Source organism: Streptomyces sp. NBC_01237 (genome assembly GCF_035917275.1).
GTDB lineage: Bacteria > Actinomycetota > Actinomycetes > Streptomycetales > Streptomycetaceae > Streptomyces.
Window position 1 is genome coordinate 1,268,330 of the sequence record NZ_CP108508.1, and the last position, 20,608, is coordinate 1,288,937.

The following is a 20,608-nucleotide window of genomic DNA, read 5'->3' on the forward strand; positions in this document are numbered from 1 at the left end:
CCCCTTGAGCGATGCCGTACGCACCGGCTCCGACGAGGGGCGCGGTGAGGGCGGCCGAGACCGGGATCAGACCGGAGAAGAGCGTGGCGCGTTCGGCACCGATGCGCTGGATCCCGCTGTACCAGCAGACGAAACCGATGACCGTGACGACGGCGGCCTGCCAGAGCAATGCCGTCGTCTCGCCGGGCGTCGGCATCCGCAGGAATCCGCCCCCGTCCAGCAGGACACCGAGGAGTGCGGCCTCCAGCGCGGCGATGCCGCAGACGGTCGCCGACAGCAGTTTCGGTCCGAGCGGGCGCAGCACCGGCACGGCGAGCACGGCGAACCCGACCTCACCCGCGAGCGCACCCACCGAGAACAGGATTCCCGCGAGGTCCGTACGCCCCCAGCCCTGGACGGTGAAGGCCCCGGCCGCCACGAGCCCGGCCGCGTACAGGACGGCGCGGGACGGACGGCGTCCCTCCAGCACCGGCACGAGGACGCCCACGACGATGGGCGCGCAGCCGACGAGAACGCCTGGAACCGCTGGTTCCGCCGATTGTTCGGCGGCCAGCACGGCCAGGTTGAACCCGACCATGCCGACTGCCGCGAGAAGAGTGAGCCTGCCCCATTGGCGTCGGGTGAGGGTACGGAGCGGAGCGAGGCCGGAGCGTCCGTTTCGGCGCAGCAGCGGTACGAGCAGGAGTGCGGCCAGGCCATAGCGCAGTGCCTGGCCTCCGGCATACGGATAGTCGCCCAGCACGCTGTTGGCCGTGAAGGAAGCTCCCACGAGGACACAGGCAAGGGCTGCGAGGAGTACCCCGCGTAGAGAGGATGCGTTCATGCGGCCGACGCTAGATTCCGAACCGGCTCGGCTTAAGGTCCACTTCCATGACGTCTTCGGGGACCAATTCGCCGCTCGGCAGCCTGGCAAACGGTGGCCGGGTGGCCGACGGCCGACCGCCGGACTCCGCTTCCGCGGCGTGGGAGCTGCTGCTCCCCGCAGCTGCCGCACCGGCGCGGCAACGCGGTCGTGCGCTCCAGTCGGCGTTGCGCGAGGCGGTGCGCTCGGGCCGTCTCGCGGCGGGGACCCGGCTGCCGTCCAGTCGTGAGCTCGCCGCCGATCTCGGGGTGTCACGCGGCCTGGTCACCGAGGCGTACGAGCAACTCGTCGCGGAGAGCTACCTGCGCAGCGGTCAGGGAGCGGGTACCTGGGTGAGCGGCGGGGTCCGGGCAGCGGCACGCGGGGCGCGGGACCTGGCACCGCGTGCGCCCGGGGCACGGGTGGACTTCCGGCCGGGCACCCCTGATCTCTCGCTCTTCCCGCGCGCGGCCTGGGCCGCGGCGCAGCGCGCGGTTCTCGACCGGCTGCCGCACAGCGCCCTGGGGTACCCGGATCCGCGTGGGCTGCCGGAGTTGCGCGAAGCCGTGGCCGCCCTGCTGACCCGGCGGCGCGGGGTCGTGGCCGATCCCGAACGGCTGGTGGTCTGCTCGGGCGTGGCGCAGGCCACCACCCTGCTCGGCTTCGTCCTGCGCGACCGGGGACTGTCGGCCGTAGGTGTCGAGGATCCGGGCAGCCCGGAGCACGCTTCGCTGTTCGCGTCGACCGGTCTCGGCGTCGTCCGGCTGCCGCTCGACGACGAGGGGCTGGCGGTGGAACCGCTGCTGCGTTCGGGCGTGCGCGCGGTCGTCACCACACCCGCCCATCAGTTCCCCACCGGAATCGGCTACTCCGCGAAGCGCCGCAGCCGACTGCTCGACTGGGCGCGCGGCAATGACGGAGTGATCATGGAGGACGACTACGACGGGGATTTCCGCTACGACAGGGCGCCCGTCGGCGCACTTCAGGGACTGGATCCCGAACATGTCGCGTACACCGGTTCGGTGAGCAAGTCGCTGGCCCCCGGACTACGGCTGGGCTGGCTGATCGCGCCCGCGTCGTTGACCGAGGGAATCATCGCGCGCAAACGGACGATGGACCTGGGCAACCCCGCCATCGACCAGGCGGTGCTGGCCGACTTCATCGCGCGGGGCGGCTACGACCGGCAGCTGCGCCGCTGCCAGCGCGCCTACCGGGAGCGTCGCGACGCCATGGTCGGCGCGCTCGTCGAACACTTTCCCGGTACCGAGGTCAGTGGCATCGCGGCGGGGCTGCACATCATCGCGCGGCTTCCCGAACGCTACGGTCCGGAAACCCGGTTCCTGGAACGGGCGGCCGGGGCGGGGATCGCACTGCGGCCGCTGCGCGACTGCGGGACGACGGGGGCAGATGCGCTCGGCCGGGGGGCGGCCGGGACGGCGGGAACGGGTACGGCCGGTTCCGGGGCAGCGGGAACGGGTACCGCCGGTTCCGGGACGACGGGGGCCGAATACAGCACCGTTCGCCTCGTGCTCGGCTATGCCCATCTTCCCCCGGCCGAAATCCGCCGGGGGGTGGGGCTGTTGGCCGACTCGCAGCGGGCTGATCGGGTGGGAGTGCGGAACCGGCCCGGTCGTCCTGCGTAGACGGGAGGACGAAACCAGCGCGGTCGTCCTGCGTAGACGGGAGTGCGGGACCGGCCCGGTTGTTCACCTGGGGTTGGTGTGGCAGCCGCCGTCGGGCACTAGGCATGACTCGGCGATCAGCCGTTCAATGATCGCCCCGTGCACCGCCACCGCTGTACCACCGCCCTGCCTCACCCTCTGACTCCTCGCCCTCTGACTCCTCGCCCTGGAGGCGCAAAGATGCCGAACCGCCCGCGTACGCAATCCCCCGGCCGCCGAACCGTCCTGCGCGGCTCGCTCCTCGCCTCGGCGGCTGTCACCCTGCCCGCCGCCGTCGCCGCGCCAGCCTTCGCGCTCTCGGGGCGGCCCGAGGCCGCGTGGGGTGTACAGGTGGGCGATGTGACGTCGTCGTCCGCGCTCGTGTGGGTACGGTCGGACCGGCCGGCGCGGATGCTGGTGGAGACCTCGGCCACCGAGTCCTTCCGCCGGGCCAGGCGATGGCACGGGCCGCTGGTCGGTTCGGGCACCGACTTCACGGGCACCACTCCCCTGTACGGCCTGCCCCCGGGTGAGCAGGTGCACTACCGCGTCACGCTCTCGGACCCGCATGATCCGCGCCGTACGGGCAGGCCGGTGTACGGAACGTTCCGTACCGCTCCCGCCCGGCGCCGGGACGGCGTGCGCTTCCTGTGGTCCGGTGACATCGCCGGACAGGGCTGGGGCATCAACCCGGACATCGGCGGTTACCGGGTGTACGAGGAAATGCGCCGCCTCGACCCCGACTTCTTTCTGTGCAGCGGCGACAACATCTACGCGGACGGCGTGATCGAGCCCAGTGTGACGCTGCCCGACGGGCGGATCTGGCGCAACATCACCACCGAGGAGAAGGCGAAGGTCGCCGAGAGCCTCGACGAGTACCGGGGCAATTTCCGCTACAACCTCTTGGACGAGAATCTCCGGAGGTTCAACGCGCAGGTTCCCTCGGTCGTCCAGTGGGACGACCACGAGGTACGCAACAACTGGTATCCCGGTCAGATCCTGGACGACGCCCGCTACACGGAGAAGAACGTGGACATACTGGCCGCGCGTTCGATGCGCGCCTTCCGTGAGTACGTCCCGGTCTCCACGCTCCACGGTCCGTCGCGCGAGGGCCGCGTGCACCGCGTCGTACGGCACGGTCCGCTGCTCGATGTGTTCGTCCTCGACATGCGCTCCTTCCGCAACGCCAACTCCCCCGGCCGGCAGCCCGATGACACGAGCGGCATCCTCGGTGCCGATCAACTGCGCTGGCTCAAGCGGGAACTGTCGCGCTCCCGGGCGGTGTGGAAGGTGATCGCGGCGGACATGCCGCTCGGGCTCGTCGTCACCGACGGCGCGACGGACTTCGAGGCGGTGGCACAGGGCGACCCCGGCGCTCCGCTCGGCCGGGAACTGCAGATCGCCGAGCTGCTGCGGTTCATCAAGCACCGGCGGATCACCGGCACGCTCTGGCTGACGGCGGATGTGCACTACACCTCGGCTCAGCATTACGCCCCCGAGCGTGCGGCCTTCAAGGACTTCGCGCCGTTCTGGGAATTCGTCTCGGGCCCGCTGGCCGCCGGTGGATTCCCCGCCAACGCGCTCGACGGCACCTTCGGTCCCGAGCGGGTCTTCGTACGCGCCCCGGACCGGGCGAACGTGTCCCCGATGGAGTCACCGCAGTTCTTCGGCGAGGTCGACATCGACGGCGACAGTGGAGAACTGACAGTACGGCTGCGCGCGCAGGGCGGCTCCGTGCTGTTCAGCAAGGTTCTCCGGCCTGGGCTGACAGGGCAGTGAGTCCGCGCGCGTTCCGGCCCATGCCCCCGCGGGTGTGAGGGATCGCTGACAGGGCTGTGGGCGCGCGCCGTCGGGCGGGCCCGGACCGTCTGCCGAGGCCGATTGTCAGTGGTGGGCTCTACGGTTTTTCCATGACCCGATCCGTTCAGGCCTTGGCCTACTCACGCCCGTCCGCTCTGGAGTCCTCCCAGACCGGGGCCCTGCTCGGGCTGGAGACCGCAGGTGGTCTCACCCCGCGCGGGGCCGAGGCCCATCCCCGGTTCTTCAACGGCTTTCTCACCTCGCCGCGCATCGCTGCCCGCGGTCTGCTGGCGGTGGCCGACGTGGCTTCCACGCGCTACTACCAGCGGGCACTGGCCGCGTCCCTCGACCCGGTGGTGACGGGGAACGGCGACCGGCTGCGCTTCGAGTCGTTCTCCGGCTGCTGCGGGGTGTACGCGCGTCTCGATGTGCTGCAGGAAGGTCTGGACGGGGCACGGACGGGGCACGGCACGACGAATGTCGACGTCAACAATCCCTTGCGGGAAGCACTTTCGCGGATAACGGCGGATGATCCGCTGCATCTTCGGGTCGGACCCGAGGAGATGGCGGTCACCACACTGGACGGCCCGGTGGTGGAGAAGAAGGTTCCGCTGCCGGACCGGTGGCTGCGCGGATTCGCCGAGGCGCAGGTGGCCTCGGCCGGTTTCGACCTGCGGGCCGAGCTGTCTGCGGCGGAGGCCGTCAGGTTCCTCCGGTCCCTGCCGCGTTCCTCGGGAAATGCCTCGCGCGGCGCCCAGTGGGTGGTTGCCACGGGTACGGGTCTGCGGCCGACGACCCGCCCGGTTCCGGGGGCGGTGTGCCTGCCGGGGCCCGAGCGGCTGGTGGCTCTTCAGCGGGTGCTGCGTCACGCGTCGGCCCTCCGGGTGTACGGGCCGGTGGCCGACGGCGTGGCGACGGCGAGCGCCTGGGAGGTGGTGCTGCCGGGGATGCGGCTCACACTGACGCTGTCGCCCGATGCCTCACGCGGGTTCTCCGGTGAGGGCGGCGTCCTTGAGGCACTGGCCACCGACGATGCCGCCGCGGACGCGGAGTTGGTGTCCGTGCTGCTCGCCTGGGAGCCCCGGATCGAGCCGGCCGGTCTGGCCGAGCAGTCGGGACTGACGGTCGAGCGGGTACGGGCCGCGCTGACCCGGCTCGGCACGGCCGGCCGGGTGGGCTACGACCTGGCGGACACCGCGTACTTCCACCGGGAGCTGCCCTATGACGCGGACCGGGCCGAACGTCACAATCCCCGGCTCGTGGCCGCCCGGCAGCTCGCCGGTTCGGGCGCGGTGACCCTGGACGGAGAGCTGGCCTCGGTAGCTTCCGGAGAGCGCGGATACCGAGTCCGGGAGAAGGACGGCGTGCTGAGCTGTACCTGCCAGTGGTGGGCGGACTACCGGGGGCGGCGGGGGCCGTGCAAGCACGCGCTGGCTGTCCGGATGGTCCGCCGCGGTGCGACGGTTGCCGGAGGTGTGCGATGAGTGAGCTGCTCACGGCGGTACGGGAAGGCCGCAAGGAAGACGTCCCCGCGCTGGTGCTCCGGCTGGACCCGGCCGGTCGCAGGGCAGCACTGGTGGAACTGAAGGAGCTGCGCAAGGAGTCGCGGACCTGGGAGTGGCGGAAGCGCGAAAAGATGCGGAAGGCCCTCCTGGTGGCCGGTGCGGGCTGCCACTCGGGCGCGGCCGGCTGCGCCACCTGGATCGGCTCCCGCGAGATGCGTGACTGGGTGAGGTCCCCGTATCCCTTCGTCCTGGAAGCGCTGGCCGACCGCGATCCGGTCTGGCTCGGCGACCTGGCACACCGGCTGGCCGAGCGGTCGGTCACCTCGGAGTCCGAATACTGGTTCGTCTGCGAGCTGGTACGGATCGCCCAGTGCCCGATTCCCGCCACGGACGGCCTGGTCCGGGGCTGGACCGAGCGCTGCGGTCTCGCGCGATGGCAGAGTTCGTCCGCCACATCGCTGCTGGATGTGCTGCGCGCCGACCCGCATCTGGCCGTTCTCACGCCCCGGATCTTCGAACTGCCCGAACTGCCGCCCCAACTCAGCTGGTACGAGGACGCCGACTCGCTCAGGCACTGGCCGGCCTCGCTCATCGCGCTGGCCGGGGAAGGGCTGCTGGACCGGGGCGTACTGGTCGACGGCTGCGTGACCCGGCTGCTGCGCGGCGGGAAGCCCGGCGAGCAGCGCTTCTTCCTGGTGCTGCTGCGTCAGCTCGCTCTGAGTGAACAGGAGGAGACGGCGCGGCTCGCCGACTGGATGGGTATGGCGGCGGACGGCATCTCGACGGTGGCGGGCCACGCCCAGGCCGTCCTCACCCGACTGGACGGCCTCGGCAGGCTGACCACACGTGATCTCGCCGATGTCTCGGGGTCGGTGCTCTTCCGCCGGGAGAAGAAGCTCGTCCGCAGCCAACTGGTCCTTCTGGGCAAGGTGTTGCGCCGGGACGCGTCGACGGCGAACGAACTGCTGCCCGTCGTCGCGGAAGCCTTCGGTCACGAGGACACGGACATCCAGGAGCGGGCACTGAAGCTGGTGGCCCGGTATCTCCCCACTGTGGACCCCGCGGTCCGCGAGGAGCTCACCCTCGCCGCAGGCCAGGTCGGGCAGATGCACCGGGCGGCGGCTGCCGAGCTGTTCGGTGATCTCCCAGACGAGACCGCCGACAGCGGCCCCTACGAGGAGCTGCTGCCACCGGCGCCCGCCCTGCGGCGACTCGAACCGGCACCGGAGAGTGTCGCCGAGCTCGTCGAGGAGGTGGCGGCCCTGGTGAAGTCCGGTTCGCGGGAGACCACGGTCTTCGAGCGGGCGCTGGACGGGCTGATCCGGCACGCCCGGACGGACCGCTCGGCGCTGGAGTCCGCGCTGCGTGAGGCGCTGGCCGGGCACTGGTTCCTCGGCGGAGTCCCGCAGGACGAGGTGGACCGGAGATTCACCAGGGACCCGGGCGGGCTGGACCTGGTCGTGGCCTCCCTTCTCGGCCTGGTGTCGCCCGGCGCCGTACGCGACGGAGGTGCCCGCTGGACCGGAACGGGCACCTGCGCCCATGCCGCGCTGAACGGCGTGCTGTTCGCCCGGATGTGGGAGGCAGCCACTGCCGTGCGGACCGCACGGATTCCGTTCCTGCTGGCGACGCCGACCTGGCACACCGGTTCGCTGGACCCGGCCGAGCTGGTCGAGCGGCTGCGGACGTACCAGCGGCTCGGCGCCGGTCCCGGCCCCGTGGACTTCGCCCAGGCCCTGTTGCGCGTGCGCCGGAGCGGGGAGCAGGAGGCGGCAGCGGCCGCCGCCCTGCTCGGCACCGCGGAGGGCGACCGGCTGGCCGCCTGGATACGTGCGGACCAGCCGCTCGCGCCGGTGCTGCGGCACCGCCCGCCCAGCGGCCCGCCCTCGTCCGGCAACTGGTGGCAGCGCTCGGCCACCGGTACCCGGCGGGTGCTGCTCGCCACCAAGGAGCGTCTGGTGATCCAGCAGGAGTTCCCGCGTTCCTTCCACTGGCTGGGCCGTCCGCATCTTCCCGACGCGCGCCAGTGCTACCACTGGATGGACGGGCGTGCCGAGAACTGGATCGCCGCGCTGCCGGAGGACGGGGAGACCTTGGCCGCCTGGCTGATGCCCAACCTGATGCACTGTGCGGACGAGGGCACGCAGGGGGCGGCCTGGACCCTCCCGGTCCTCGCCGAGGCCGGCGGCCCGGCCGGTGGTGCGATACATCTGGCGCTGGCCTATGGCCTGGGGGCCCGACACCCCCAGGACCGGCTGTCGGCGGTGGACGCCCTGCTGGTGCTGGCAGCCCAGGGCCGCCTGGACGCGCCCCTGCTCGGCCGGGAGCTGGCGATCCTCATCGATCACGACCTGGTGAAACCCAGCCGGATCGCCGACTCGGCGCGGACGGCTGCCGCCACCGGCGCGTACCGGACGGTGCTGTCCGTGCTGGTGGCACTGCTGCCCTCGCTCCTGACCTATCCGAAGCCTCCGCACGGCCTCGGGGAGGTACTGGCCGTGACCGCCGACTGCGCGGAACGCAGCGGTGCCCAGGACCTCGCGCCGGTCGAGGGGCTCGCGGCCATGGCGGGGCGCAAGGGTTCCTCGCAGCTGGTGTGTCAGGCCGGCCGCCTGCTCGCCGCCTGCGGCCCCGATGCCGGACCCACCACAGAATCCACCACCGGCGCCGGCCCTGGGACCGACTCGCAGAGCACCAGCACCAGCACCAGCACCAGCACCAGCACCAGCACCAGCACCGCGAACGACGAGGGCATCAGCGGGGTCGATGCGGCAAGCAGGCGAAATCAGGCCGTGGAATCTGACCAAAAAGCGACGATAGGCGACCAGATCCACACTTAACCCATCAGTCACAAGGCGTTCGTGATCAGGCAACACCGCTCAGTCACAGTGAGGTCATGACTGATGTGACATCCGCGAAGACCGCCCGGCGTCCGCACCACTGGCGCCGGGACCTGATCGAACTGGCCGCACTGTTCACAGCGGTCGCCGTGGCCGACGCGATCGCCAACCTGATCGGTCACCAGCCGGACGGGCCCTATCTCCTGATCGCGTCGGCCGTGGCGCTGGTTGCCACGGCCACGTTCCACACCTGGTGGGCCCGGCGACACAGCCACGCCCCACCGCCGAACCCCGGCGCGGCGGGCGCCGCCGGGGATCGCGGCGCGGCGGTCGCGGCGTCCACCGGGGAGGAGCCGTCACCGTCCGCCGAGGACACGGTGCTGTGGCGGATGCGGACGACGGTCCGGGACAACCCGGGCAGCCTGGCCGCGCTGTGCACCGCGCTCGCCCGGCTCAGGATCGACATCCTCACCCTGCAGACGCACCCGCTGGCGCGCGGCACCGTCGACGAGTTCCTGCTCCGCGCGCCCGCGACGCTCCAGGCCCAGGAGCTGACCCGGGAGATCTCCGCGGCGGGCGGCAGCTCCACCTGGATCGAACGGGCGGACGCCCACGATCTCGTGGACACCCCGACCCGCGTCCTCGGGCTGGCCACCCGTACCGCCCTGGACGCGGCGGAACTCCCACTGGCCCTGCGACAGTTGCTCGGTCGATGCACCATCCACTCACTGCCGGCGGTCTCGATCACCGGCCGCCCGACCGGTGAGAGCGCACCGGTGGAAGGCGTGCTGGAGGAGACCGTGATGCGGCTGCGCGACCCGTCCGGTGGGGTCATCACCGTCGAACGCCCCTATCTGCCCTTCACACCGACCGAGTTCGCCCGTGCCCGTGCCCTGGTCGAGCTCGACGCCCGGCTCGGCCCCCGCGTCCCCCGCGGTGAGGACGTGCTCACCCTCCCCAAGGGCGACGAGATCACCGTGCGCCGCGCGGACGGCGACGACCTCGCCGCCGCCCGCGCGATGCACGACCGCTGCTCCCCGCGCACGCTGGGGCTGCGGTACCACGGCCCGGTCGGCGACGCGAACCGGTACCTGGACCACCTGCTGAGCCCACGTTTCGGCCGCACCCTCGCCGCACAGACGGCCTCCGGCCGGCTGGTGGCACTCGGCCACCTCCTCTGGGACGGGGACGAGACCGAGGTGGCGCTCCTCGTCGAGGACGACTGGCAGCGCCGGGGCATCGGATCCGAACTGCTCGGCCGCCTGGTGGCACTCGCCGTGGAGGCGGGCTGCGAGAGCGTCTACGCCGTGACGCAGTCCCACAACACCGGCATGGTCGCGGCCATGCGCGCGCTCGAACTGCCCCTCGACTACCAGATCGAGGAAGGCACCCTGGTCATCACCGCCCGGCTGAGGACGGCTCCGACGACATCGACCGCTCCGACCACTCCGTCGCAGCAGGCCGAACAGCGGGCTCGGGCTCAGCGGAGCGAACACGCCGCACGGGCTGAGCGGACCCGTCGCTGAGCGCCTGGCACAGATCCGCCCACAGGTCCTCGACGTCCTCCAGACCGACCGACATCCGCAGCAGCCGGTCCCCGACACCGGACGCCTGGCGGTCCCCCTCATCCACAATGCGGTGGCTGATGGAGGCCGGATGCTGGATCAGCGAGTCCACACTGCCGAGGCTGACGGCAGGAGTGATGAGCCGCACCCCGGCGATCACCCGGTGCGGGTCGCCGTACACCTCGAAGGAGACCATCGCCCCGCCCAGCTTCGGGTAGTGCACCCGCGAGATCCGGGGGTCGGCGGTGAGCCGGCGGGAGAGTTCGGCGGCGCTCGCCGACGCCGCGCGTACCCGCACCGGGAGGGTGGAGAGCCCGCGCAGCAGCAGGTAGCCGGCCAGCGGATGCAGTACGCCGCCGGTGGCGAAGCGCACCTGGCGCAGCCGGGCCGCGAACTCCTCGTCGCAGGCCACGACGCCGCCCATGACATCGCCGTGCCCGCCCAGGTACTTGGTCGCGCTGTGCAGGACGATCCGGGCCCCGTGTTCGGCGGGCCGCTGGAGCACGGGCGTCGCGAAGGTGTTGTCGACCAGCAGCGGAACCGTGCCGCAGGAGTGGGCGACGGCCCGGATGTCGATTTCCGCCAGGGTGGGGTTGGCGGGCGTCTCGACCATCACCAGGCCGGTGTCCGGCCGGATCGCGTCGCTGATGCCCGCCGGGTCGGTCCAGGTCACCTCGGTGCCCAGCAGTCCCGCTCCCAGCAAGTGGTCGCTGCACCCGTAGAGGGGGCGGACGGCCACGACATGGCGCAGCCCCATGCTCGCGCGGGCCAGCAGGACCGCCGTGAGCGCCGCCATTCCGCTGGCGAACGCGACGGCGCTGTCGGTCCCTTCCAGCCGGGCCAGTGCCGTCTCGAAACGGGCGGTGGTCGGATTGTCCAGCCGGGCGTAGACCGGCGGCCCGTCGAGCCGCGCGCCGGTGGTGGCGAACGTGTCGATCCGCTCGGCCTCACCCCGGGAGTCGTACGAGGGGTAGGTGGTGGACAGGTCGAGCGGCGGGGCGTGCAGGCCGAGTGAGGCGAGATCGTCGCGTCCGGCGTGCACGGCTTCGGTGGCCAGCGCCCTGGACCGGGATGGGGCCGAGGCGGTGATCGAGACTTCGTTGTCCATGGGTTCACTCTGAACAGCTACCGGAACGTAGGGCGAAAACCCCGTGCTACGTTCGGCCGATGGCTGATTCTGTCGTCCTGGATCCGGTGGATCTGCATATTCTGCGACTGCTGCAGAACGATGCACGGACCACGTACCGGGAGCTCGCCGCCGAAGTGGGCGTGGCGCCCTCCACCTGTCTGGACCGGGTGACCCGGCTGCGCCGCTCCGGTGTCATTCTCGGCCACCAGCTGCGCCTGGACCCCGCGAAGCTCGGCCGCGGTCTGGAAGCCCTGCTTCTGGTGCAGGTCCGGCCGCACCGACGGGAGCTCATCGGCCCGTTCGTCGAGCGGATCAGGGCCCTGCCGGAGTCCCGTGCACTGTTCCACCTCACCGGCCCGGACGACTATCTCGTCCATGTCGCGGTGGCCGGCACCGCCGATCTCCAGCGGCTGGTGCTGGACGAGTTCACCTCACGCCGCGAGGTGGCCCGGGTGGAGACCCGGCTGATCTTCCAGGAGTGGGAGTGCGGCCCCCTGCTGCCACCCGGCGGAGCGCCGGCCGACAGGCCCCGGTCCGGATCCCCGGCGCCCGGCAACGACGCGGATCCGGATGCCTGACACCGAATGGTGGTGACGCGGAGGGCCGCGCCGTACGAGGATGTCCGCATGCCAGACACATCGAGCCGCGCGCTGCCCCGTCAGGTCGCCGACGCCTACGTCGACGCAATCATCGAACTCGACCCGATCACGGGCACCTATCTGGGCGTGCCGGAGAGCTCGCGCCGCCTGCCTGATTTCTCACCGGCCGGTCAGGCCGCCGTCGCCGCTCTCGCCCGCGCCACGCTGGCCGAACTCGATGCCGCGGAGCTGCTGCCCGGCGCGGACAGCGACGCGGAACGCCGGTGCGGGCGGCTGCTGCGCGAGCGCCTGACCGCGGAACTGGCCGTCCACGAAGCCGACGAGGGGCTGCGGGCCGTTTCCAACATGCACTCGCCCCCGCACAGCGTCCGTGAGGTGTTCACGGTCACCCCGACCGAGACCGACGAGGACTGGGCGGCGGTGGTGGACCGCCTGCGCGCGGTTCCCGCGGCGCTGGAGGGGTACCGGGCCTCGCTCGCCCTCGGTCTGGAGCGCAAGCTGTACGGCGGACCGCGCCCGACCGCCACGTTCATCGAGCAGCTGACGGAGTGGATCGGGAACAACGGCCCGTCGTTCTTCGAGGACTTCGCCGCCCCCGGTCCGGCCGCGCTGCGCGAGGACCTGGACGACGCCGCGCGTCGGGCCACGGCCGCGCTCGTTGAGCTGCGGGACTGGATGAGCGAGGTCTACGCCCCCGCGGTCGAGGGTGCGCCCGACACGGTGGGCCGTGAGCGCTATGCCCGCTGGTCGCGGCAGTTCAACGGCACCGACCTGGATCTCGACGAGGCGTACACGTACGGCTGGTCCGAATACCACCGGCTGCTCGCCGAGATGAAGACCGAGGCCGCGAAGATCCTGCCCGGCGCGGGTCCGTGGGAGGCGCTCGCCCACCTCGATGTGCACGGCAAGCACATCGAGGGCGTCGACGAGGTCCGTGACTGGCTGCAGAACCTGATGGACGAGGCCATCGAGGCGCTCGACGGCACCCACTTCGAACTCGCCGAGCGGGTACGGAAGGTCGAGTCCCGGATCGCCCCGTCCGGTGGCGCCGCCGCCCCGTACTACACCGGCCCGTCCGAGGACTTCTCGCGCCCCGGCCGCACCTGGCTGCCGACCATGGGTGAGACCCGTTTCCCGGTGTACGACCTGGTCTCCACCTGGTACCACGAGGGCGTTCCCGGCCATCACCTGCAGATCGCCCAGTGGACGCATGTCGCCGACAGCCTGTCCCGCTACCAGGCGTCGGTGGGGCAGGTCAGCGCGAATGCCGAAGGCTGGGCGCTGTACGCGGAGCGTCTGATGGACGAGCTGGGCTTCCTGCCCGACGCCGAACGTCGGCTCGGCTATCTGGACGCCCAGATGATGCGGGCCTGCCGGGTGATCGTGGACATCGGCATGCACCTGGAGCTGGAGATCCCGGCGGATTCACCGTTCCACCCGGGCGAGCGCTGGACCCCGGATCTGGCCCAGGAGTTCTTCGGCAACCACAGCGGCCGGCCGGCCGACTTCGTGGAGAGCGAACTGACCCGCTATCTGTCGATGCCGGGGCAGGCCATCGGCTACAAGCTGGGCGAGCGTGCGTGGCTGCTCGGCCGGGAGAACGCCCGCAAGGCGCACGGCGACGCGTTCGACCTCAAGGCGTGGCACATGGCGGCGCTCTCGCAGGGATCGCTGGGTCTGGACGACCTGGTGGACGAGCTGTCGAAGCTCTGATCCTGCGCGCATGGCTCCCGCGCGGCCGGGTTCGGTTCCGTTCTGTTCAGTCCAGGGCCATGAGCCCGGCCGCCGTCGGCCGGAAGCCGCAACCGGCGTAGAAACCGGCCAGTGCGGGTTCGTAGTCGACGTGCAGCCATCGGGCACCACGCGCGCGGGCTTGCTCGGCCGCCGTCGTGACCAGTCGGCGGCCGAGCCCGCGGCGCCGCTCGTCGGGATGGACGGTGGTGTCGAGCACGAACGCGTGCACACCGCCGTCACCGACGACATTGACGTAACCCACAAGCCGTCCGCCGCCCGATCCTTCGCCGCGTCCGGCTCCCTTCCTCTCGCCGCGTTCGTCTCCCTCCCCCTCGCCACGTCCGTTGCCCGGTCCTTCGCCGCGTCCGTTGCCCTGCCCTGCGGCCGGCGCGTCGCCCCGCTCCTCGCTCGGCCCGCCCCGCCGGGCTGCGAGCCACAGCAGGCTGCGGGCCAGAACGGGGCCGAACTCCGTCGGCCGGTGACCGGGCCAGGCGGCGGCGAAGAGGGCGTTGAGTTCCGGGTCGGTCAGCGGCGGGCTGATCTCGATCTTCATCACCACGTTCTACCAGTCGCCTCCCTCGACCGAGGACGGGTGTTCACCGAAGCGAGGTCGCACGCCATGTCCACGACGACCAGATTCCTTTTCTGCGCCGACCCGTTGCGCGCCGGCCGGCCCGACCCCGAGTTCGCCGGGGAGGCCGCCGCCGTGCGGGCGTCCGGCGGCCGGGTCGCCCTGCTCGACGCTCGACCATGACGCACTGCTCGCCGGTGACGCCGCCGGGGCGACGGCCCGGATCGAGCGGGGCTCCGGGCCGTACTGGTACCGGGGCTGGATGGTTCCCACCGCCCGGTACGGGGAGCTGGAACGGGCGCTCGGCGCACGGGGCTGTTCGCTGTACACGGACGCGGTCGCGTACCGAGGAGCACATGAACTCCCGGGCTGGTACGAGACGTTCGCCGGGCTGACACCGCTCAGCGTCTGGCGAGCCATGGCTCCGGGGAGCCCGGCCCCCGGCGGTTCGTCCCTGTGCGCGCTCGCCGCACCGCTCGGTCCGGGGCCCGGCATCGTGAAGGACTACGTGAAGTCCCGCAAGCACGAGTGGCACGAGGCTTGCTACATAACGGAGTTGACCGACCCGGAACGGCTCGCCGCGGTCGTCGGCCGGTTCGTCGAGCTGCAGGGCGACCACCTCGCCGGGGGCGTGGTGCTGCGCGCGTTCGAGGCGTTCGTGCCGGGTGGCGAGGCACGGGTGTGGTGGGTCGCCGGTGAACCGGTGCTGGTCACCGCGCACCCCGACACTCCGCATCACCTGCCCGCACCGGACCTGACCGCCGTGCGCGAAGCGGTGCGGCGGCTCGGGCGACGGTGGGTGACCACCGATCTGGCGTTGCGGGAGGACGGAGTCTGGCGCGTGGTGGAGGTCGGTGACGGACAGGTCAGCGGGCTGCCCGCCGGGGCCGACGCCGCTCCCCTGGTCGCCGCCCTGACGGACGCGGGGCGCCGCACACCGGTCAGCAGCCGCAGTCCTCGGCGTCCACCGGAGCGGTGAGCGCGTCGGCCGTGCGCTGTCCGACGCCTTCCCAGGTCTCGTACGCGAAGCCCTCCCGTGCCCAGTACTCGAACCCGCCGAGCATCTCCTTGACCTGGTAGCCGAGTTCGGCGAGGGCCTGGGCCGCGCGGGTCGCACCGTTGCAGCCGGGGCCCCAGCAGTAGGTGACCACCGGCACGGCAGGGTCGAGGAGAGCGGCCGCCCGCTCCGGGACGAGGGCGGTCGGCAGGTGGACCGCGCCGGGAACGTGCCCCTGGTCCCAGGAGGCGGTGGACCGGGAATCCAGGACGACGAACCCGGGCGCGTCCTCGGAGGCGAGTGCCGCGGCGACGTCGGATACATCGGCGTGGAAGGCGAGCGAGGCACCGAAGTAGGCGGCGGCCACGGCCGGGGAGGCGGGCGGAACACGCAGGACAGGGTTACCGGCAGTGGCGGTGAGCGGTGAGGTCATGACCAGAAATCTATGGTCAGCACCCCTCGGCCGGAAGCGGAGATCCCCGGTGCTCGCCTTGATCCGCCGGGGATCTTGCTGCTACTTCTGGTGCATGACCGACTATTCCCCGGACGCCACCGACTGGCGCATCCTCGACGTACTCCAGCGCGACGGCCGGGCGACGTTCGCCGAGCTGGCCCGCGCCGTGGCGATGTCCCCGAGTGCGGTGACCGAGCGTGTGCGCCGTCTCGAAGAGGTGGGGATCATCAGCGGATACGCCGCGGTGGTGGACCCCGACCGGCTCGGGCTGCCGATCCTCGCGCTGGTGCGGCTGCGCTATCCGAACGGCAACTACAAGCCGTTCCACGATCTGCTCGACACCACGCCGGAGATCGTGGAGGCCCACCATGTGACCGGGGACGACTGCTTCGTCCTGAAGGTCACCACGCGGTCGATGAGCCACCTGGAGGAGGTCGCGGGACGGATCGGCGCCCTCGGCTCCGTCACCACCAGCGTCGTGTACTCCTCACCGCTCCCCCGGCGCGCGATCAGCCGCTGAGACCTCAGGTCACACGGTGACGCACCGCGGATCCGTGCCGCTCCTTCACCACTTCGAGCTGGGCGGGGATACGGCGGCGCAGATCGGCGACATGGCTGACGATGCCCACGCTGCGGTCCCGCTCACGCAGTGAGTCCAGCACGTCGAGCACCTCGTCGAGGGTCTGGTCGTCCAGGCTGCCGAAGCCCTCGTCGATGAAGAGCGTGTCCAGCCCGGCGCCGCCCGCCTCGTCGGTGACGACATCGGCGAGGCCGAGTGCCAGGGCCAGCGAGGCGAAGAAGGTCTCGCCGCCGGAGAGCGTCGCCGTGTCGCGCTCGCTGCCCGTCCACGCGTCGACCACGTGCAGGCCGAGGCCGGCCCGGCGGCCACCGGTACGGGCATCGGAGTGGACCAGGGTGTAGCGGCCCGAGGACATCCGCTGCAGACGGGCGGTGGCGGCGGCGGCCACCTGTTCGAGCCGGGCGGCGAGTACGTACGCCTCCAGCCGCATCTTGCGTTCGTTGTCGGCCGCCGTTCCCGCGGTCAGTCCGGCGAGCCGGGCGACGCGCTCGTACTCCTGACGCACCGGGCCGAGCCTGCGGACCTCCTCGGCGGCGCGCCGGGAGAGGCGGTCGAGTTCGGCGCAGCGTTCCCGCGCGGCGGCGAGTGCCGCGGCGGCGTCGCGCAGCTGCCGCTCCGCCCGGTCGGACGCGGCCCGAGCGAGGTCCGGGGTCGCTCGCGGGCGCTCGGCTGCGGCGCGCGCGTCCTGCTCGGCGCACCGGTCGGCGACTGCGGCTGCCTCGGCCTGCCAGGTGTCGATCCGCTGTTGCAGGTCACGCTGGCCGACGGCGTCGAGGAGGGTCGCCGCGGCCTCCTGCGGGGTGTCGAACCCCGCTCGGAACGCGGCGTCGGAGAGCCGGTCGTCGGCCTCCTTGCGCCGTTGCGCGGCGTCCTGTTCGGTGCGTACGGCCTCGGCCGCCTCGGCGAGGAGGGCGACCCGGCGCGCGAGCCGGTCCGCGTGTGCGGCGACCGAGTCCGACTCACCCCTCGCCGTCGCCAGCTCTTCTTCCAACGTGGTCTGTTCGCGGTCGAGGGCTTCCCGCTGCGAGGTCCGGGCGGCGGCCCTCCGCTCGGCCTGCTGTTGCTGGTCGAGGCGGCCCAGGTGCTCCCGTTCGGCTGCGGCGAGGGCTTCGCGCGCGGCATGGGTCCCGGCCGCGAGGCGGTGTGCCTCGGCGTGCTCCCGGGTCAACCGGTCCACGAGCGCCCGCAGTTCCACGACGGAGGGGTCGACGGCCGAGGGGTCGACGGCCGAGTCGCGGGCGGCACCGCCGGTCATCGCTTGGGCGGCGTTCCCGGCCCCCGGTGCCTCCGGCGCCTCCGTCCCAGCAGCCTCCCCGCGCGCCGCGGCATGCCTTTCGCGTACGACTCCCAGGGCGTGTTCCGCCCGCGCGCGGGTCTCCTCCGCGCGGCGGTGGGTGGCGAGCGCCGCCTCCTCCGTCGCCCGGTCGACATGGCCGTCGCCCGCGCTGGCGGGTGCCGGGTGCTCGGCCGAGCCGCACACCGTGCAGGCCGCGCCGTCGACGAGTTGGGCCGCCAGCTCGGCCGCGATGTCGCGCAGCCGCCGCTCGCGGAGTCCGAGCCAGCTCTCGTGGGCGCCGAGTGCGTGCTCACGGGCCTCGTCCAGCCGGTCCCGGGCGTCGGCCGCCTCCACGGCGAGCGCGTCGCGCCGACGCGCCGCGTCGAGCCGCCTGCGGGCCGGGGCCAGGCGTCCGGCCACCTGTTCGGCGCGGGTCGCGGACTCCTGCGCCGCTTCGATCCGTTCCCGCAGCTCCTGATGGGTGGCGTCCCAGCCCGTCAGCCAGTCGGCCGCTTCCCGGATCAGCTCGTCGTCGGCCCGCGACTGCCGCTCCAGCCGGACGCGCTCGCTGTCGATCTCCGCACTGCGCCGCTCGGCACGGCGGGCGGCGTCGAGGCCGCCGAGTTCCTGGCGGAATCGGCGTTCCAGCTCGGCGAGTTGCTCGGCGCCCGCGTCGACGAGGCTCGCGGGAAGTCGGGCGCGCGACCGTTCGCGGGCCTCGCTCGCCGTGCGGTACACCCGCTCGGCCTCGTCCCGGAGCTCCAGCGCCGGAGCGACGCGGTCCGCCTTGCGGGCGCGCTCCAGCCGCGCGTGGCAGCGGTCCCGTTCGGGGCGGCGCTCCTCCAGCGCGGCGGCGCGGCGCCGGGTCTCCTCGTACCGCTGCTGGAGCCTGGACAGTTCCTGCGCGGCGTCCAGCGCCCGGCGGGCGGCGGCCTGCCCGTTCTCCACCTCGGACAGGACGGAGCGGGCGATGTCGAGCCGTTCGTGCGCCGCGCTGCGGGCGATCGCGGCCCATTCCAGGACGCCCTCGGCGAGTCCCGGCTCGCCGGGCTGGGCGGCGGGCAGTGGCGCCTCCCCGGCCGCCGGTCCCGCGGCCTGGGCGATCCGCTGGGCGACCGCGAGGATCTGTTCGTCGCCCGACTTCACCCTGGCCTCGGCCCCCCGGCGCAGTTCGGCCAGACGCTCCTCCACGGCGGCGAACCGGCGGGTGTCGAAGAGCCGGCCGAGAAGTTTGCCGCGGGCTTCGGCATCGGCGCGCAGGAACCGGGCGAAGTCTCCCTGGGGCAGCAGCACGACCTGGCAGAACTGGTCCCGGCTCATGCCGATGAGCTGGGTGATCTCCTCGCCGATCTCCTGGTGCGAACGGCTGAGCGCCCGCCAGCCGTTCTCGGGGTCGTACTCGCGCAGCCAGCTCTGGGCCTTCTCCGTGGTGAAGCCGTCACCCTTCTTCTTGGGGCGGGGCTGGGCGGGCCTGCGGGTGACTTCGAGGCGCCGGCCGCCGACGGTCAGCTCCAGCAGGACCTCGGTCGGCAGCCCCGCGGGGGCGTGGTCGCTGCGCAGCGACGTGCCGGGGCTCTGCCGGGCGCCGGGCACCGCTCCGTACAGGGCGTAGCAGACGGCGTCGAGGACCGAGGTCTTCCCGGCACCGGTCGGTCCGTGCAGCAGGAAGAGTCCGGCCGAGGAGAGTGCGTCGAAGTCGACTTCCTGGGTGGCGCCGAACGGGCCGAAGGCGGTGAGGGTCAGGCGGTGCAGTCTCAACGGGACACCTCGTGCACGCTGTCGTCCACCCGTACGTCGTCGAAGGCCGCGCGCAGCACGGTGCGTTCGCGCTCGTCGGGCCCGCTGCCGCCCCGGACATGCGCCACGAAGTCCTCCGCGATCTGCTGGTCGTCGCGCCCCCTGAGCCGCTGGGCGTACGAGGCGAGGGGGTCCTCGGGGGCCCGCTCGGGATCGAGGACGAGGCTGAGGACGTGCGGAAAACGCCGGGCGAGACGGGCCATCGGTTCGGCGGGGCGTACCGGGTCGGTGAGCGTGGCCTCGACCCAGGAGTTCTCGTGACGGTCCAGGGCCGGGTCCTCCAGCAGGGTGTCGAGCCGGCCGCGGAGCCGGGCGAGCGGGCGCCGGACCGGGCAGTCGACCCGTTCGGCGGTGAGGTCGCCGGAGCCGTCGAGGTCGATCAGCCACATGGTCTTGCGGTGGTCGGACTCGGAGAAGGAGTAGGCGAGGGGTGAGCCGGAGTAGCGGACGCGCTCGGTGACCGTCTGGCAGCCGTGGAGGTGCCCGAGTGCCACGTAGTCGACGCCGTCGAAGACTCCGGCCGGGACGGCGGCGACCCCGCCGACGGTGATGTCGCGCTCGCTGTCGCTGGGCCGCCCGCCCGCGACGAAGGCGTGGGCGAGGACCACGGACCGGGTGGTGCCGCTTCCGGCGGTCCCGGTCCGTCCCGAGGTGTCCTCCCTGGCCGCGGACGGTCCCGGGCTGCTCTCCGTGGCCGCGGACCGTCCCGCGAGGTCGGCGCGGACCTTGTCCATCGCGGCGGTGAGGACGGCCTCGTGCCCGGCCTTCGTGGCCCCCAGCGCGTCCTTGACCAGGGCGGGCTCCAGGTAGGGCAGGCCGTAGAACGCCACGTCCCCGTGGTCGTCGGACAGGACGACCGGTGTGGCGCAGCCCTCGGGGTCGGTACGCAGATGGATGCCGGCCCGCCCGAAGAGACCCGCGCCGACGCCCAGCCTGCGCGCCGAGTCGTGGTTGCCGGAGATCATCACGGTCGGGATCCCGGCGTCGGCGAGCCGGTGCAGGGCGGTGTCGAAGAGCTCGACGGCCGGGAGCGGCGGTACGGCGCGGTCGTAGACATCGCCCGAGACCAGGACCACATCGACGTCCCGCTCCCGCACGGTCGCCACCAGGTGGTCGAGATAGGCCGCCTGGGCGTCGAGCATCGGGACGCGGTGGAAGGACCGTCCCAGGTGCCAGTCCGAGGTGTGCAGAATCCTCAAGACATCACTCCGCCGACTCCGACCTGCATGTTCCTCGTCCTCCACCCCATGGGCCGGATC

Annotated in this window: 12 protein-coding genes and 3 pseudogenes; 9 read left to right on the forward strand and 6 right to left on the reverse strand. The window is 72.4% G+C overall.

Translation table 11 applies throughout. From position 1 onward, the window contains the following. Positions 1-457: 457 nt before the first annotated feature. Positions 458-823 (reverse strand): annotated as a pseudogene (locus OG251_RS44960) (EamA family transporter); the annotation flags it as partial. Between the two features lie 47 nt (positions 824-870). Between OG251_RS44960 and pdxR the strand changes: the two are divergent. The 5 genes and pseudogenes from pdxR to OG251_RS05695 form a co-directional block, all read left to right on the forward strand. After that, complete coding sequence (gene pdxR / locus OG251_RS05675) at positions 871-2,484, forward strand: MocR-like pyridoxine biosynthesis transcription factor PdxR (RefSeq protein ID WP_442818309.1); 1,614 nt, start codon at positions 871-873, stop codon at positions 2,482-2,484. Positions 2,485-2,703: 219 nt separating this feature from the next. Next, complete coding sequence (locus OG251_RS05680) at positions 2,704-4,281, forward strand: alkaline phosphatase D family protein (RefSeq protein ID WP_326676099.1); 1,578 nt, start codon at positions 2,704-2,706, stop codon at positions 4,279-4,281. 131 nt (positions 4,282-4,412) lie between these two features. Then, positions 4,413-5,786 carry an SWIM zinc finger family protein gene (locus OG251_RS05685; RefSeq protein ID WP_326676100.1) on the forward strand — a complete coding sequence of 458 codons (1,374 nt, stop codon included), beginning with the start codon at positions 4,413-4,415 and terminating at the stop codon, positions 5,784-5,786. Further along, positions 5,783-8,647, forward strand: a complete 2,865-nt coding sequence (locus OG251_RS05690; RefSeq protein WP_326676102.1) for a DUF7824 domain-containing protein — start codon at positions 5,783-5,785, stop codon at positions 8,645-8,647. The genes OG251_RS05685 and OG251_RS05690 overlap by 4 nt, the downstream gene beginning before the upstream one ends. A gap of 65 nt (positions 8,648-8,712) precedes the next feature. After that, a pseudogene (locus OG251_RS05695) lies at positions 8,713-10,116 on the forward strand (GNAT family N-acetyltransferase); the annotation flags it as partial. Here OG251_RS05695 and OG251_RS05700 read toward each other — a convergent pair. Further along, a complete protein-coding gene (locus OG251_RS05700; protein ID WP_326676104.1) occupies positions 10,046-11,320 on the reverse strand; it encodes a trans-sulfuration enzyme family protein in 1,275 nt (424 codons plus the stop codon). The pseudogene OG251_RS05695 and the gene OG251_RS05700 sit on opposite strands and share 71 nt — an antisense overlap. A gap of 59 nt (positions 11,321-11,379) precedes the next feature. Between OG251_RS05700 and OG251_RS05705 the strand changes: the two genes are divergently transcribed. After that, a complete protein-coding gene (locus OG251_RS05705) occupies positions 11,380-11,919 on the forward strand; it encodes an Lrp/AsnC family transcriptional regulator (RefSeq protein WP_326676106.1) in 540 nt (179 codons plus the stop codon). 48 nt (positions 11,920-11,967) lie between these two features. Then, positions 11,968-13,653 carry a DUF885 domain-containing protein gene (locus OG251_RS05710; protein WP_326676107.1) on the forward strand — a complete coding sequence of 562 codons (1,686 nt, stop codon included), beginning with the start codon at positions 11,968-11,970 and terminating at the stop codon, positions 13,651-13,653. 46 nt (positions 13,654-13,699) lie between these two features. Here the strand turns inward: OG251_RS05710 and OG251_RS05715 are convergent, their stop codons facing one another. Next, positions 13,700-14,227 (reverse strand): GNAT family N-acetyltransferase, encoded by a 528-nt coding sequence (locus OG251_RS05715; RefSeq protein ID WP_326676109.1) that lies wholly within the window; start codon positions 14,225-14,227, stop codon positions 13,700-13,702. A gap of 66 nt (positions 14,228-14,293) precedes the next feature. Between OG251_RS05715 and OG251_RS05720 the strand changes: the two are divergent. Then, positions 14,294-15,224, forward strand: a pseudogene (locus tag OG251_RS05720) (ATP-grasp domain-containing protein). Here OG251_RS05720 and OG251_RS05725 read toward each other — a convergent pair. Continuing rightward, positions 15,187-15,681: a rhodanese-like domain-containing protein gene (locus tag OG251_RS05725; protein ID WP_326681167.1), complete on the reverse strand. Its 495-nt coding sequence runs from the start codon at positions 15,679-15,681 to the stop codon at positions 15,187-15,189. The pseudogene OG251_RS05720 and the gene OG251_RS05725 overlap by 38 nt on opposite strands. Positions 15,682-15,769: 88 nt before the next feature. Here OG251_RS05725 and OG251_RS05730 point away from each other — a divergent pair, with 88 nt between their 5' ends. Next, positions 15,770-16,216: an Lrp/AsnC family transcriptional regulator gene (locus tag OG251_RS05730; RefSeq protein ID WP_326676111.1), complete on the forward strand. Its 447-nt coding sequence runs from the start codon at positions 15,770-15,772 to the stop codon at positions 16,214-16,216. 4 nt (positions 16,217-16,220) lie between these two features. Here the strand turns inward: OG251_RS05730 and OG251_RS05735 are convergent, their stop codons facing one another. Beyond that, positions 16,221-19,310: an SMC family ATPase gene (locus OG251_RS05735; RefSeq protein WP_326676113.1), complete on the reverse strand. Its 3,090-nt coding sequence runs from the start codon at positions 19,308-19,310 to the stop codon at positions 16,221-16,223. Next, a complete protein-coding gene (locus tag OG251_RS05740; RefSeq protein WP_326676114.1) occupies positions 19,307-20,548 on the reverse strand; it encodes an exonuclease SbcCD subunit D in 1,242 nt (413 codons plus the stop codon). The genes OG251_RS05735 and OG251_RS05740 overlap by 4 nt, the downstream gene beginning before the upstream one ends. Positions 20,549-20,608 lie beyond the last annotated feature (60 nt).